Origin of the sequence: Cytobacillus sp. FSL R5-0377 (genome assembly GCF_038004385.1) — a bacterium.
Lineage (GTDB): Bacteria > Bacillota > Bacilli > Bacillales > Cytobacillaceae > Cytobacillus.
In genome coordinates, this window is record NZ_JBBORA010000001.1 from 2,945,688 (window position 1) to 2,960,561 (window position 14,874).

The 14,874-nt window shown below is 41.8% G+C and carries 18 protein-coding genes and 2 pseudogenes; 16 read left to right on the forward strand and 4 right to left on the reverse strand.

What is annotated here, in order from left to right; translation table 11 throughout:
* Positions 1–192: 192 nt before the first annotated feature.
* Both NSQ49_RS14955 and NSQ49_RS14960 read right to left on the reverse strand, forming a co-directional pair.
* Complete coding sequence (locus NSQ49_RS14955; protein ID WP_251284103.1) at positions 193–1,281, reverse strand: LCP family protein; 1,089 nt, start codon at positions 1,279–1,281, stop codon at positions 193–195.
* Between the two features lie 87 nt (positions 1,282–1,368).
* Positions 1,369–2,007 carry a YigZ family protein gene (locus NSQ49_RS14960; protein ID WP_251284102.1) on the reverse strand — a complete coding sequence of 213 codons (639 nt, stop codon included), beginning with the start codon at positions 2,005–2,007 and terminating at the stop codon, positions 1,369–1,371.
* 408 nt (positions 2,008–2,415) lie between these two features.
* On the opposite strand from NSQ49_RS14960, the gene NSQ49_RS14965 reads away from it, so the two are divergent.
* A complete protein-coding gene (locus NSQ49_RS14965; RefSeq protein WP_251284101.1) occupies positions 2,416–3,555 on the forward strand; it encodes a sensor histidine kinase in 1,140 nt (379 codons plus the stop codon).
* A 56-nt stretch (positions 3,556–3,611) separates the two neighbouring features.
* The gene (locus NSQ49_RS14970; RefSeq protein ID WP_251284100.1) at positions 3,612–4,292 is read left to right on the forward strand and encodes a response regulator; all 681 of its coding nucleotides are present in this window, start codon (positions 3,612–3,614) and stop codon (positions 4,290–4,292) included.
* A 25-nt stretch (positions 4,293–4,317) separates the two neighbouring features.
* Here the strand turns inward: NSQ49_RS14970 and NSQ49_RS14975 are convergent, their stop codons facing one another.
* Both NSQ49_RS14975 and NSQ49_RS14980 read right to left on the reverse strand, forming a co-directional pair.
* Positions 4,318–4,485 (reverse strand): hypothetical protein, encoded by a 168-nt coding sequence (locus NSQ49_RS14975; protein ID WP_251284099.1) that lies wholly within the window; start codon positions 4,483–4,485, stop codon positions 4,318–4,320.
* 134 nt (positions 4,486–4,619) lie between these two features.
* Complete coding sequence (locus tag NSQ49_RS14980; RefSeq protein ID WP_251284098.1) at positions 4,620–4,898, reverse strand: hypothetical protein; 279 nt, start codon at positions 4,896–4,898, stop codon at positions 4,620–4,622.
* 216 nt (positions 4,899–5,114) lie between these two features.
* On the opposite strand from NSQ49_RS14980, the gene NSQ49_RS14985 reads away from it, so the two are divergent.
* The 14 genes and pseudogenes from NSQ49_RS14985 to NSQ49_RS15050 form a co-directional block, all read left to right on the forward strand.
* A complete protein-coding gene (locus NSQ49_RS14985; protein ID WP_251284097.1) occupies positions 5,115–5,954 on the forward strand; it encodes a DegV family protein in 840 nt (279 codons plus the stop codon).
* A gap of 151 nt (positions 5,955–6,105) precedes the next feature.
* Positions 6,106–7,602, forward strand: a complete 1,497-nt coding sequence (locus tag NSQ49_RS14990) for a DEAD/DEAH box helicase (RefSeq protein ID WP_396398998.1) — start codon at positions 6,106–6,108, stop codon at positions 7,600–7,602.
* Positions 7,592–7,786: pseudogene (locus NSQ49_RS14995) on the forward strand (double zinc ribbon domain-containing protein); the annotation flags it as partial. The gene NSQ49_RS14990 and the pseudogene NSQ49_RS14995, both read left to right, overlap by 11 nt.
* A gap of 45 nt (positions 7,787–7,831) precedes the next feature.
* Complete coding sequence (locus tag NSQ49_RS15000; protein ID WP_311315932.1) at positions 7,832–8,296, forward strand: ComF family protein; 465 nt, start codon at positions 7,832–7,834, stop codon at positions 8,294–8,296.
* A gap of 69 nt (positions 8,297–8,365) precedes the next feature.
* Positions 8,366–8,797 carry a TIGR03826 family flagellar region protein gene (locus NSQ49_RS15005; protein WP_251284095.1) on the forward strand — a complete coding sequence of 144 codons (432 nt, stop codon included), beginning with the start codon at positions 8,366–8,368 and terminating at the stop codon, positions 8,795–8,797.
* Between the two features lie 144 nt (positions 8,798–8,941).
* Positions 8,942–9,208: a flagellar biosynthesis anti-sigma factor FlgM gene (gene flgM / locus NSQ49_RS15010; protein ID WP_251284094.1), complete on the forward strand. Its 267-nt coding sequence runs from the start codon at positions 8,942–8,944 to the stop codon at positions 9,206–9,208.
* A gap of 15 nt (positions 9,209–9,223) precedes the next feature.
* Positions 9,224–9,703: a flagellar protein FlgN gene (locus tag NSQ49_RS15015; protein ID WP_251284093.1), complete on the forward strand. Its 480-nt coding sequence runs from the start codon at positions 9,224–9,226 to the stop codon at positions 9,701–9,703.
* An 18-nt stretch (positions 9,704–9,721) separates the two neighbouring features.
* Positions 9,722–11,284: a flagellar hook-associated protein FlgK gene (gene flgK, locus NSQ49_RS15020; RefSeq protein ID WP_251284092.1), complete on the forward strand. Its 1,563-nt coding sequence runs from the start codon at positions 9,722–9,724 to the stop codon at positions 11,282–11,284.
* A 13-nt stretch (positions 11,285–11,297) separates the two neighbouring features.
* Entirely contained in the window at positions 11,298–12,158 is an 861-nt protein-coding gene (gene flgL / locus NSQ49_RS15025) for a flagellar hook-associated protein FlgL (RefSeq protein WP_251284091.1), read from the forward strand.
* A 55-nt stretch (positions 12,159–12,213) separates the two neighbouring features.
* Positions 12,214–12,777: a DUF6470 family protein gene (locus NSQ49_RS15030; RefSeq protein ID WP_251284090.1), complete on the forward strand. Its 564-nt coding sequence runs from the start codon at positions 12,214–12,216 to the stop codon at positions 12,775–12,777.
* Between the two features lie 15 nt (positions 12,778–12,792).
* Positions 12,793–13,233 (forward strand): flagellar assembly protein FliW, encoded by a 441-nt coding sequence (gene fliW, locus NSQ49_RS15035; protein WP_251284089.1) that lies wholly within the window; start codon positions 12,793–12,795, stop codon positions 13,231–13,233.
* Positions 13,233–13,463: a carbon storage regulator CsrA gene (gene csrA, locus NSQ49_RS15040; protein WP_251284120.1), complete on the forward strand. Its 231-nt coding sequence runs from the start codon at positions 13,233–13,235 to the stop codon at positions 13,461–13,463. The genes fliW and csrA overlap by 1 nt, the downstream gene beginning before the upstream one ends.
* Positions 13,464–13,609: 146 nt before the next feature.
* Complete coding sequence (gene hag, locus NSQ49_RS15045; RefSeq protein ID WP_285870261.1) at positions 13,610–14,404, forward strand: flagellin Hag; 795 nt, start codon at positions 13,610–13,612, stop codon at positions 14,402–14,404.
* A gap of 346 nt (positions 14,405–14,750) precedes the next feature.
* Positions 14,751–14,864, forward strand: a pseudogene (locus NSQ49_RS15050) (flagellin); the annotation flags it as partial.
* Positions 14,865–14,874: the final 10 nt, after the last annotated feature.

Sequence of the window (14,874 nt, forward strand, 5' to 3'; positions counted from 1 at the left end):
TTTTGGTTTTTAACTTATAATACAATCCTATGCACGACTTTTACATCACCTTATAAGTCCAGTCTATTCAAAAAGTCAAAATATCATCAATTAAAACTGATACAGCATTTATAGGGCTGTATTTTTTTATGCCGAAATAGGTCACATAAAAAACCCTCTCAATTCCTGCTGGAACTGGGAGGGTTCTGCATTTTAATATTCACTTTCGGCTTCAGTCTGATATTCTGTCTGACTATCAACCTGTTCTTGACTATCAGCATCATCCGTTGTGTTTTGTCCGAGTTCTGTATCGCTCAGGTCTAAATGGCCTTTTAATTCAGTCTGTATTTCTGCCAGACTGGCCTGATCCAATTCATAATAATAGACGCGATTTCCATTGCTGTTCGGCAGGTACATATCCTGGCCAGCGATATTTAATGATTCTATATTTATAGAGGATCCTTCTGCTGCATAATTCAGGAATGCCTTCATTTGGTCAAAGGTTAGGTCAGTCTCCATATTCTTTCCAACCGCTTCAATGACATTGGCATACTTTGAAATAGAACCGACAGATGCAGCTCTGTTTACGATTGCTTTCAGAATTTCCTGCTGTCTTTCGCCGCGCTGGATATCACTATCCTTTTTTCTGGTACGGGCCAATGCCAGTGCTTCTTCACCATTTAACAATTGATATCCAGGCTCTAAACTGATGGCATTAGGTGTATCATTTGAGTCCTGCTCCGAAAAAGCGTAAGGGACATCCACTTTAATGCCATCTAATGCTTCCACTATATCGATGAAGGCATTGAAGTTTACTTTCACATAAAAATCGACTGGAATATCAAGCATCTCCTCCACGGTTTCAATGGTGGTGGCAGGACCGCCATTCGCATGGGCATGTGTGATTTTATCCTGGTAGCCCAATTTTGGAATGTAAACATAAGAGTCCCTTGGAATGCTAAGCAATTTAACTGATTTGGAATCTTTATTAAATGTAGCAAGCATTAGCGCATCCGATCTGGAAGATGTGCTGAAAGACCTTTTGCTGCTGTCATCTACACCAATGAATAGAACTGAAATATTATCTATATCCGGCTGGGCTGCAGATGCTCTCTTTGTAGTGCGATCTATAGGATTATAGGAATCATCCATAACTGATTGTGCTTTATTATATAGAAAAGTTCCATATGCCGTGGCGCTAAGTGTCAGTAAGATAATAGGAAGGAAAATAAATAAAAAGATTCTTCTCTTCCTTTTTGATTTTCTTTTTTCGATAACTATCGAACGTCTATCATGAGACATCTGTATGCTCCTTTATTTAAAAGTAAAGAGTGACATATGTTATTTTATAATTTTTAAGGAGTTTAGTAAAACAAAATTTTGGGTATGCTATTGTTTTACCTCTTCTTCCAAGTATAGGCTGTCACCTACAGTAATTTGCCCAGCGCCATTTGTTAATTCGGTCATCCAGTCAGTAAAAGCCCCAGTTTGGTTTTCTTCCACAAATGTTTCAACTGTGACTGTATCAAGATAGTGAATTTCCTTTAACGCGTAAATAGAAGATCTCAGCTCATTTTCGACTTTGCCAAGCAATGTATAATCAATCTTTGTCTTCATAACTGTCATGAGCTTTCTTTCAACAATCCCCGTCGCCTGCAGTCCTTCAGAGGTTGCTCTTCCATAAGCTCTGATCAACCCGCCTGCTCCTAATTTTATTCCGCCGAAATACCTGGTTATGACAACCACAGTATCCTTCAGCTTTTTTTTCTTCAATACTTCAAGGATAGGCACACCAGCCGTGCCGCTTGGTTCTCCGTCATCATTAGCTTTTTGAATCTGGTCGTTTTCACCAATTAAGTAGGCAGAACAATTATGGGTGGCATTGGAATGCTTCTTTTTAATTTTCTGAATAAACTCCAGGGCCTCTTCTGCTGTTTCTGCTCTGGTGACATGAGCGATAAACCTTGATCTTTCTATTTCGATTTCATTTTCTCCGTATCCCTTAACTGTATAATAAGAGGGCAGCACAGATACCGCTCCTTTCTTTACCTTTGTACAAAAAATTCAGCTAAATTCATTATAATTCGACAAGTTTCCCAACATCAATTTTTTAACAGAATGTAATGAAACTTTAATATAGAACATTTTTTCCCATGTTATAATGTAAGCAATTCTGATGTTTATGCTGCTATAATAAAAAATGTGCCAATTTTAATCTTTAAGTGGCATAAATATACATATTATTTTGCTTGATAGTCATGTTTACCCTGCTTTTATATAGGATATAAGACACGGGGTGAAATCACAAGCCTAAGCCTTTTTACCGAATTTTAGGTAACTTGGTATAATTTTCAGACTGGAAACATAGTATCTTAGCTCATTTAGCGCTAAAATAAAGGTACATAGCGGAAGGGTTACGCCCTTGGAGGAGTGTAAATGAGTATTAAGAAATTCGATTCCAAGACTCTGGATCTTATTCTTGAAAAAATGGTTCAAACAGTAGGTACCAGTAAAGATGAAATATTCCGTATAGGCGAGCAATGCCGTAAAGATTACGAGAACCTTACGGAAGAATTAAAAGAAGTAAAACAAATGGTCCTTAAAGTAATTGAAGAAGGGGATCGGCTGGAAGTGCAAACCCGGTTTGCAAGAAAGCGCCTTTCTGAAGTCAGCATGCATTTTAAGGATTATTCTGAGTCTGAAGTCCGTGAAGCCTATGAGAAAGCACATCAGCTTCAAATGGATTTATCCATGAACCGTCAGCTTGAGAAACAGCTGAGGGATCGCCGTGATGATATTGAAAGACGGCTTATAGGTGTTAATGACACCATCGATAGATCGGAAGTTCTTATTTCACAAATTACCGTCGTAATGAATTATCTGACAAGTGACCTGAAACAAATGGGAGAAATCATTGAAGATGCAAAGCTTAAACAGGATTTTGGGCTGAAAATCATTGAAGCACAGGAAGAAGAGCGGAAAAGAGTATCCCGCGAGATCCATGACGGACCTGCCCAGATGATGGCGAATGTCATGATGAGATCCGATTTAATTGAACGGGTATACAAAGAGCGCGGTGCGGATGAAGCCATTACGGAAATAAAAGACCTGAAAAAAATGGTCCGCAATGCGTTATATGAGGTTCGAAGGATTATTTATGACTTGCGTCCAATGGCACTTGATGATCTGGGATTAATACCTACCCTCAAAAAATACTTAACAACCATCGAAGAGTATCACAGAAGTACCAAGATATATTTCGCGAATGTTGGCGAAGAAAGGCGTTTGCCGCCACAATATGAAGTCGCATTGTTCCGTTTGATTCAGGAATCTGTGACAAATGCTCTAAAACATGCGGAAGCTAAAGAAATCCAAGTGAAAATAGAGATAAACAGCACCAGGGTTGCAGTAGTCATTAAAGACGATGGGAAAGGCTTCAATATTCGTGAGAAGCGTCCGGGTTCTTTTGGAATTATGGGAATGAGTGAAAGGCTGGAACTCTTGGAAGGCCAGATGTCCCTAGATTCCAAACCTGGCAAAGGAACCATTGTCATCATCCAGGTGCCATTAAAATAAGAAACACCTTAAGAATAGAGATAGAAAACTAACTGGAGATTTGGGAGGCGAAGCATTTGAATACAAAGATCGTCATAATTGATGACCATCAATTATTCAGAGAAGGGGTAAAACGCATTTTAGATTTCGAAAAGAGCTTTAATGTAGTGGCAGAAGGCGATGATGGCAGTGAAGCCATGACTCTTGTCGAAGAGTATGATCCAGATGTGATTATCATGGATATCAATATGCCTAATACAAACGGTGTGGAAGCGACCCGCCAGCTGATTAATAAATATCCTCAATCCAAGGTAATCATTCTTTCCATCCATGATGATGAGAATTATGTAACGCACGCCCTTAAAACTGGAGCTAGCGGATACCTGTTAAAAGAAATGGATGCAGATGCATTAGTTGAAGCTGTAAAGGTTGTCGCTGATGGAGGATCTTACTTACATCCGAAGGTCACACACAACCTGGTAAATGAATACCGCAGATTAGCAGCAGAAGGTACAGGAACAACATCTTATTCCCAGGTAGAAATTCGCCGTCCTCTTCACTTGCTGACACGCCGCGAATGTGAAGTGCTTCAGCTCCTTGCCGATGGGAAAAGTAACCGCGGAATTGGGGAAGCTTTATACATAAGCGAAAAAACGGTTAAGAACCACGTGAGCAATATCCTGCAAAAAATGAATGTAAATGACCGTACTCAGGCAGTAGTTGTAGCTATTAAGAATGGCTGGGTAGAGGTACGATAGCTTTATTGAGAGAAAAAGTCCTTTTTTATAGGGCTTTTTCTTTTTTATTTTTAACTTTACTCAAAAAGTTCTTTACATTCCCTTTGAAATCAAAAGGGCCATTTAAGTACCTCCTGAAAGCAAGATGGAATAATTCCTCAATTAATAGAAAGATCACAAACGAAGAAAGAATAATTGTGATTGCTTGTGCCATGTGGTTTACCTCTAATTTCTTAGTGTTTTAAGAGTAAATTATCTTCCTGCATTAATGATAACGAAATGACCATGTGATTTAAAGGCATTTATACACTTTTCTTCAAATATTAACCAAATTATCGCTCGTAGCAATTATTTGATTAGTGCGGCCGCAGCTGTTTGAAAAATAGCTTTTGTATTGGAAGATCTCTTTTTAGCCTGGTTCACCATGTGAACAAGCTCTTCGATTTCTTTAGGGGATGCGCTGTCTATCAGCCATGAAGCAAGTTCTGTCCCGCTTACAGAATGGTTGATATTAGGAACTTTAATATGTTTATATTTACTTAATTCACTATTTAGCATTTGATGAAGGGTATCTAGGCTGTACTTATTTGATGTGTGGGTATTTGTGGAGGAAGTGCTTTTACTCAATGTGTTACAGCTCCTTTACAAAATTAAGACACAAAAAGCATTTTAACATACAGCAGGGGAAGATGATAAGGTGTAAAATTACCGTCCTTAAAAGTAGGTAGAATGGGGTATTGGATTATTTGCTGCCCCAATCTATAACTTAATGCATTTTCCCTCTTAATCATATAAAATGGAACATACAGTAGAGAAAAAAAGATAAGGATGGTACCTCTATTTATGAAAACGGCTGTTGTAACGGATAGTACAGCATACATTCCTAAGAATATTAGAGAAAAGTTAAATATACATATGATTCCGCTGAGTGTGATTTTTGGCGGTGAGACTTACCGGGAAGAAGTGGAAATCACGGCTGCAGACTTTTATGAAGAAGTGAAGCACAAGGAGCTCCCAACTACTTCACAGCCGCCGGTTGGAGAGTTTGCCGAGCTGTTTAGGGAATTATCGAAAGAGCATGATGCGGTGATCTCTATCCATTTATCGAGCGGCATCAGCGGCACGTTTCAGGGGGCAGTTACTGCTGGGAGCATGGTCGAGGATATTCAGGTGTTCCCATTTGATTCCGAAATCAGCTGCATGGTGCAGGGGTTTTATGTGATTGAAGCAGCAGAATTGGCTGCTGCCGGTAAGAGTCCACAGGAAATTCTGGAGCGGCTGGAGGAAATGAAAAAGAGCATTCGCGCTTATTTCATGGTGGACGACCTTTCGCATCTTCAGCGCGGAGGACGTTTATCGAGTGCACAGGCATTGATTGGCAGTCTGCTGCAGGTGAAGCCGCTGCTTCATTTCGAGGATAAGAAAATTGTTCCGTTTGAAAAGATCCGTACCCGAAAGAAAGCGATGAAGCGGATGGTTGACCTTTTCTGGGAAGACGTGAAAAGCGGGGAGCCGTATCAGGCGGTGATTATCCATGCCAATCGTGATGCAGAAGCACGCGAGTGGAAGGCTGAGCTTGCCGCACAGTATCCGAATGTAGAGTTTATGATCAGCTACTTTGGTCCGGTTATTGGAACCCATTTGGGCGAAGGCGCTATGGGATTTGGCTGGGTGAAGAAGTAAAGTATTTTGTGCACCATTTCTGTATGAAATGGTGCATTCTTTTTGTCTGAATTGTGAACTTTGGGAAGTGACTTGCGAAACTGGGGAATGAATGGCAAAATTGATATTTAAGGAAAACCCTCGATAAATTTATGAAAAATGAGGTGATTTTTTGCGATTTGCCTTGAAAAATAATATCGCAGCCCCATGTTTTAGCAAAGAAATTCCTGAAAGCCTCCCTATATCCTTCATAAACACCATTCCGGAGCCCCCACTCAACAAAGACTACCCTTATAACAAAGAATTGCAGCAAATCCTCTGCGGAAAACAGCTTCTGCTCGAAAACCTCCAGCATCCACTCGAAGAAATCCATCAGCACTATGAAAATGGATATGTTACTTACCGAAAAGGGATCATTAAGACCAAAGGCAAGACGGTCTGTACCAGGTGCGGCAATAAAGATAGCTCACTGTTCGCAGGTTTTCCTTGTGCCCGGTGCGGTGAGAAGGAATGTATTTACTGCCGGAAATGCATCATGATGGGCAGAGTCAGTGAGTGCACCCCGCTGATTGGCTGGAGGGGACCCGAGCCTGTCCGTGAATTAAGCGGGCATCTCCTGGAATGGGCTGGCACCCTTTCACCCGGCCAGCAGCTTGCCTCGAACCAGGTAAAACAGGCTGTGATAGAAAATAATGAACTCCTCGTCTGGGCTGTGTGCGGTGCAGGGAAGACGGAGGTTCTATTTGAAGGAATCAATGCTGCTCTCGCCTCCGGAAAAAGAGTGTGTATTGCCACTCCGAGAACCGATGTGGTACTAGAGCTTGGTCCAAGACTCAAAGCAGTTTTTCCCGGCATCCAGGTGGCTGTCCTCTATGGCGGCAGTGATGACCGCCAGCTTCAAGCACCCTTAACCATTGCCACCACGCATCAGCTTCTCCGCTTTTACAAAGCTTTTGACACTGTGATCCTTGATGAAGTAGATGCCTTTCCTTATACCGCAGACGAATGCCTCCAGTATGCGGTCCGCCAGTCCCGCAAAGAACATTCCTCGATGATTTATCTCACAGCTACGCCGAATCAAAAATGGCAGTATGAATGCCGGAGCGGGAAAAGAGAATTTGTCACCATCCCGGCCAGATATCACCGTCACCCCTTGCCTGTTCCATCCTTCAAATGGTGCGGCAATTGGGAAATGCCCCTCCAAAAAGATAAACTCCCGCCTGCGGTCACCCAATGGATCAATAAGAGGCTCGATAATGAGAAGCAGTGCCTGCTGTTCCTTCCCAAAATCGAAAAAATGGAAAAGGTTCTCGCTATACTTCGCAAAAACCATCCCAAAATCCAAGCTGTACACGCAGAAGATCCTGAGCGTAAGACCAAAGTTCAAATGATGCGCAATAAGGAAATTCCGATGCTTCTCACCACTACCATTCTGGAAAGAGGAGTTACATTTCCCAATATAGATGTAGCGGTGTTTGGCGCTGAAGACCGGATTTTTACAGAAAGCGCTCTAGTCCAGATTGCAGGACGGGTCGGAAGAAGTGCTCAATTTCCAGGCGGAGATATAACTTTTTTCCACTACGGCAAAACTGAGAGTATGGTCAAAGCCCGAACACAAATCCTTCGCATGAACATGGAAGCCAAAAAGAAAGGATTGATTGACCATTAATTGTTTAATTTGCCATGAAGAAATTGTCTCTGCTGTCAGCTGGTCTTCTCTCTGGTCACGGCCACAGGAGAATCATATATGCCGGCGTTGCACAGATAACCTTTTATTTATCGAGGGAGATACTTGCGCTAAATGCAGCCGCCCATTTAGCAATTTAGAGCCTCAATTTCGAGAAGGCGATACTTGTACTGATTGTGTAAGGTGGAACCGGGATGCGGAGTTGTCAGGGATGCTGGATAAAAATGTTTCTCTTTTCATGTACAATGACTTTCTAAAAGAAACAATAGCCCGCTACAAATTCAGGGGTGACTATATTATGGCGAAAGCATTTTCTCTATTTATAAGAGAAAGGCTGAAAAATATGGAATTTGATTATCTTGCTCCTATTCCTTTAAGTCCTGAAAGACTTTATGAAAGGGGATTTAATCAGTCCGCAGCACTCATCCATGAAGCAGGCTTTACAGCCTCGGAACTTCTTCAGCGAATCCATTCTGAAAAGCAATCCAAGAAGTCGCGCCAAGATCGAATTCATCAAAATCAGGTTTTCAAGCTGCTTCCAGCAGAAATTGAAAATAAGTCAATCCTTTTAATTGATGATATTTATACAACCGGGTCGACACTTCACCATGCAGCCAAAGTGTTGAAAACTGGAGGAGCACAATCAATCCAATCTATCACATTGGCGAGAGGATAACTTTACCTATAATTCTACTTTTCTTCAAGCTATAATAGTGTCAAAGAATCTCAGAGAGGAAGAAGTCATATGGCTGAGTTATCGAACTGCCCGAAATGTGATGCCATTTTTGTCAAAAAAAATTTCCGCGATGTCTGCCAGGACTGCTGGAAAGAAGAAGAGAAGTCCTATGAGACGGTTTACCAGTTTATACGGAAGAGGGAAAACCGGACGGCAAAACTGCTGGAGGTTGTAGATGCGACGGGAGTTGAGGAAGAGCTCATCATCAAGTTCATTAAAACCGGCCGGTTGAAGCTGGCGCAATTTCCAAACCTGGGCTATCCTTGCGAAAAATGCGGGACAAGCATCCGGGAAGGCAAGCTGTGCGGCAGCTGTGCAGTCGAGCTGCGGAAGGAGCTTCAACAGTTTACAGCTGAAGAAGAACGAAGAAAAGAAGCAGCCCAGCGGGAAAAACAGGGCACTTATTTTGCGGTCAATGAAAAAATTAATCGGCGTTTTTAAGCTATGTGTCTCATTCACATAGCTTTTTCTATAGGCTTATTGATGTATTTTTTGCCAAATGTAAATTAACATTTAAACAAAATGCCACATTAGCCGATAATAGACATAGGGTTAAATCGACCGGAAAGAAAGTGAGGGGTACACATGAAAATCAATAACTTTGGTCCTTCAGGCGTGAACCCATACAAACGCCAAATGAATAAGCTTGAGCATGCAGGAAAACCAGCCAGAACGGCATCAGATAAAATAGAAATCAGCACCACTGCAAAGGAATTGCAGCAGGTATCCCAGCTGAGCGAGAACCGTAAAGCTAAAGTAGAAGAGCTTAAAATTCAGGTAGAGAACGGCACCTATAAAATCAATCCAAAAGAAGTAGCGAAAAGCATCGCTAATTTCTATACGAAAAAATAATGAGGAGGGAATATCATGTCAGCCGAAGTACTTATTGGAACGATGGAAAAACTGCTAAAGCTTCATAAAAGCCTATATGAACTCGCAGTGAAAAAGACAGACATTATTAAAACCGGCGACATGGAAGGCCTGAATCAGATGCTGAAGGATGAGCAGGCTCATATTGCGGCTATTGGCCAATTGGAGAAAGAACGGGAGAAAGCAGCACACTCCATCGTACCTGCGCTGGAAAGCCCAACAGTATCAGATTGTTTAAATCTCCTCTCGCAGCCTGACCGCCTTAGGCTTGCAGCCATCACGGAGGAGCTTGCTGAGCTGGTGTTCGAGCTGAAGGAGCAGAATTTCCTAAACCAGCAGCTGGTTCATCAATCTCTTCAATTTGTGAATGTATCTATGAATCTATTAAGGCCGCAGCCAGAAAATATCAACTACGGTCCGCCTGCCGGAAAGAAATCTGGAAAGATGAATCCAGGAATTTTCAACTCGAAAGTGTAGCAGAACGGAGGAACTAACATGCGTTCAACTTTCATGGGACTCGAAACAGCCCGCCGCGGCATGTTCACCCAGCAAAGTGCATTATATACAACTGGTCATAATATTTCGAATGCGAATACGCCAGGATACACCAGGCAGCGCATTAATTTCGCGCAAACCGAGCCATATCCGGGCGTTGGCATGAACCGGCCGCAGATACCCGGTCAAATGGGAACAGGTGTTGAGGCGGGAACAGTTCAGAGAATAAGAGAATCATTCCTCGATCTGCAATTTAGAACCGAAAACACAAAAATGGGCTATTATGGTGCCATGAGTGAGTCTTTAACCAAGATGGAAGAAATCATAAATGAACCGTCTGAGAATGGGCTGCACAGTACGCTGGAAAAGTTCTGGAATGCTCTGCAGGATTTATCAAGCCATACAGAAAACACCGGAGCCAGAGATGTAGTGGCAGCCACCGGACAGATGGTTGCGGATACGCTGAATTATTATCATAATTCCCTGGCGCGGGTTCAGGAGGATATTGGCAATCAGGCTGGTGTGAAGGTTGATGAAATCAACGCGATTGTCGCGCAAATTGATCATCTGAATAAGCAGATTGCCTCTGTTGAGCCGCATGGATACCTGCCAAATGATCTTTATGACGAGAGGGATTTATTGGTAGATAGCCTTTCTCAATTGGTCAACGTGAAAGTGACCAGTGTAGTTCCGAATACATATGGAGATGCCAAGCCAATGGCAGCGGGCCTTTATAATATAGAGATAGTCCAAAAGGATGGAAAATCCTATAATCCGCCTATTAATCTCATATCCGCAACAAAAGAGAGCGGCATTGTTGGCACCAACAAGGTAGAGCTTGAAAAAAGTGAAGAGAGCGGACTCGTAACAGGATTAAAGATTGGATCCTCTTCTTTTACACAATTTGAGACTCTTTCAGGTGAACTATCCGGCTTTATTAACAGCTATGGGTATGAAGCAGGTGGTTCTGCTAAGGGAGCTTACCCTGAAATGCTGGAGAAGCTGAATAGAATGGCGTCTGCTTTTGCCAAGGAATTCAATGAGATTCATAAGAATGGATATGCCCTTGGAGCAGATACAGTCTCCGGGTTGGACTTTTTCGAGTTTGATGAAGAGAACCCGGCACAAAGCATAAAAGTGAATCAAGCATTGCTAGATGACTCATCTAAAATTGCCGCGGCAGCCGAAAAAGGCGGAGCGTCAGGCGATAACAAAAATGCACAGCTGCTGGCTGATTTAAGGAAGAAGAGTTTTAGTGATTATACTTCCTTGTCTGATGATGAAAAGTCAAAACTGAATGGGAGCCTAGATTCCTATTATTCAGGTATTATCGGTAAATTAGGCGTAGACTCTCAGAGTGCTAAAAAGGACCTGAAAAACTCTCTTGTGCTGGCAGATTCAGTAGACCGGAACAGGCAATCCGTCAGTGCAGTCTCATTAGATGAAGAAATGACCAATATGATTAAATTCCAACATGCGTACAACGCTTCGGCCCGCAATATCACTGTGGTCGATGAAATGCTCGATAAAATCATCAACGGCATGGGCGTTGTAGGCAGATAAAGGGTGAAATAAAGTGCGCGTAACACAATCGATGCTATCCAATAACATGCTTCGAAACTTAAGCAACAGCTACAGCAGGTTGGACAAGCTGCAGGATCAAATTTCCACGCAAAAGAAATTTACCAAGCCATCGGATGACCCAGTTGCTGCGATGATGGGGATGAACTATCGAACGGATTTAAATCGAATTCAGCAGTTTACCCGCAATATTGGAGAAGTGAGAAACTGGGTCGACAGTACGGATGATGCTTTGGATAAAGGTGTTTTGGCTTTACAGAGAATTAGGGAACTAACTCTTCAAGCAAGCAATGGCACACTGGAAGAAGATCAGCGCAAAGCAGTTGCAGAAGAGGTTAAACAGCTTAAAGAGCATTTGCAGAATCTCGGGGATACCCAAGTGGGCGGTAAGTATATTTTCAATGGCAATCAGACAAACATACGGCCCTCTGAATCAGGATTTCAAAGCGGAACCATCGAGCTTGAGGTTTTCTCAGGCATTAAAATTCCTGTTAACACTGAAGGAAAGGCTTTATTTGGGGACATGCTAGGCGATGAGGGAGATATTCAAAAGCTAATCACAGCGCTTGAAACAAATGATCCAGCAGTTGGCGATATGCTTGATAATGTTGATAAAAACATAGATACTTTCCTGTCTGCACGTGCCCTGATTGGTGCCAAACAGAATCGGGTTGAGCTGATGGAGGACCGTCTTTCCCAGCAGGAGGTCTTCTCAACGAGAATCCTTTCTGATAATGAAGACATCGATATGGAAAAAGCCATTATCGAGCTTACAACCCAGGAAAGCATCCATCGTGCAGCGTTAAGTGTTGGAGCGCGAATCATTCAGCCAAGCTTAACTGACTTTTTAAGATAATCATTGAAAAGCTATCCTTAGGAGATAGCTTTTTTTCATAAAAGAGGTGTCTAATATGAACGTGCCGCAGATCATGCTGGAATCCAACTTTATCAGGGTGGGATTAAAAATAGAAAAACCGGTACAGGAAATCGAACAGCCCCCTGCCGTCCAATCCATCCAGCAGCCTAAAGCCATCCTGGAAATCGAAACAATCCCTGGAAAGCTGACAATCGACCAGACCAAAGCACGCGAGGACGTCGATTTAAAAAGTGTAGGTAGAAGAATAGAAGAGTTTGCCCAAAACGGGTACCAGGATTGGCTGAAAGGGCTGGAGAGAAGAGCTATACAGGGAATGGAGCTTATGAAAATTGAAAACGGAGGCAATCCCATTGCCCGTCAGGCAAAGGAAAACAGTGAAGGTGCTCCCCAGCAGTTCAATATTGGCTGGATACCTTCTCATAATAGTGTGAAGGTTCAATATGAACCTGCCAAAGTAAACATTGAGGCTCAGCCGCAAAAGCCGAAGATTGAGGTTGAAATCAGAAAGCCGGTTCATACCTATACGCCAGGGAAAGTCAGTACAGAGATTATTGAGAAAAATAGCCTAAGCGTTGATTTTTTCAATCTAACAATTTAGTAAAGTGGTGAAAAAATGAATATTTTAACGAAATTCCATGGTGAGCAAAAGATAAACAGAGAAGATATTATTAAGTTTCCATCGGGGATACCGGGGTTTTTAAATGAGAAGGAGTTTTATATATTACCTCTTGAAGGGACAGACTTATTTGTGCTGCAATCAGTAGAAACAATCGAGGTAGCCTTTATTGTGACAGATCCGTTTGTTCATTTTCCACAGTTTGAGTTTGATTTGCCTGAAGAGGCGGTGGGAAAATTAGAAATTCAATCAGATAAAGATGTGGCTACCTTTGTGATTTTGACAGTAAGAGAGCCATTTCAGGAAACAACCGCTAACCTGCAGGCACCCTTAGTGATTAACCAAACAAAAAAGCTAGGCAAACAAGTAATTCTTAGCCAAACATCTTACGGGACAAAGCATAAAATCATGAGTCCTCAAGAACAGGGGGAGAGATGATGCTTGTACTCAGAAGGAGACTTAAAGAATCGATCATGATTGGTGATGACATTGAAATCTCTATCCTCTCTATCGAAGGTGATCAAGTAAAGCTAGGGATTAGTGCGCCGAAAAATGTCGACATACATAGGAAAGAAATATACTTATCTATTCAACAGGAGAATAGCAGTGCAACTCAAACAGAAGCAAGTGTAATCGAAAGCCTGAGCAGCTTTTTTAAAAAGCAATAAAAATTTTTTCCAAACCATTAAACACTTGTCAAAATAAGTCGATATAACCATTGTAAAGCTGAACAGCAAAAAGGCGGCCGACTTTTCTGCTTGTTGGTAAAACAAACCACATGGATGTGGGACATATACTCAAGGAGGAAATTAAAATGAGAATTAATCATAATATTGCAGCGTTGAATACGTATCGCCAGTTGAATAGTGCTTCAACTGCACAGTCAAAATCTATGGAGAAATTATCTTCTGGTCTTCGTATTAACAATGCTTCAGATGACGCAGCTGGTTTAGCAATTTCTGAAAAGATGCGTGGACAAATTCGTGGCTTAGATATGGCAGCGAAAAATGCTCAAGATGGGATTTCATTAATTCAAACTGCCGAAGGTGGATTAAATGAAACACATGATATTCTTCAGCGTATGCGTGAACTAGTTGTACAATCAGGAAATACGGGTACACAAGGAACCGATGATCTTCAAGCTATCCAAGATGAAATTGTTGCTTTGAAAGAGGAACTTGGTGGTGAAACAGCTTCAAAAGGAATTTCTGATCGTACTCAATTTAATGGGAAGAATCTACTGGATGGAAACTTTTCAGGAATTTTTCAAATTGGGGCAAATGGTGAACAACAAATTTCATTAAGTATAAATAATATGTCAGCCTCTGCTTTAGGGACAGCTGATCCTGATGATGCAGACCCAACAGATGGTCAAAATATGTTAGTTACTATTGCTGATATTGATGTAACAGATTTTGATACTAATGATTTTGATACTCAATTACAAGCGGTTGATGATGCAATAAAGCAGGTTTCTGCAGAACGTTCTAAACTAGGTGCTGTTCAAAATCGATTAGATCACACAATTAACAATTTAAGTACATCTTCAGAAAACTTAACTGCTGCGGAATCTCGTATTCGTGACGTAGATTATGCTTTAGCTGCTTAAGAGCAGTGACAAGCACAGTCGTCCTAGCTGGTAACGGCTAGAGATAATAATCGGGTGAATTGCTGGAAACCCCTTAGAGCTTTTCTTGCCACAATGTAGTTGGAAACGACAAGCGTGATGGTTTGATAAAAGAAAAGATTGGGCAATCAGCAGCCAAGCTCCTGTCTCGAAAGAGTGGAGAAGGTTCAACGACTAGGATAAACCATCTAAGGCGAGAGCTATGGTGATGAAATCCATAGGTGAAACAATGGTCATCAGCATTGTGAATCCGAAGTGCCCGACCCCTACTAGCTTGTTAGAGGGTGAAGATATAGTCTAGTCATTTATGAAAGTAAATGTTCGCACGATGGCGAAAGAAATGATGAGCCAAACAAAAAACTCTATTCTTTCTCAAGCAGCACAAGCTATGCTGGCACAAGCAAATCAGCAACCGCAGGGAGTTCTACAACTTCTTCGTTAATTTTAGATTA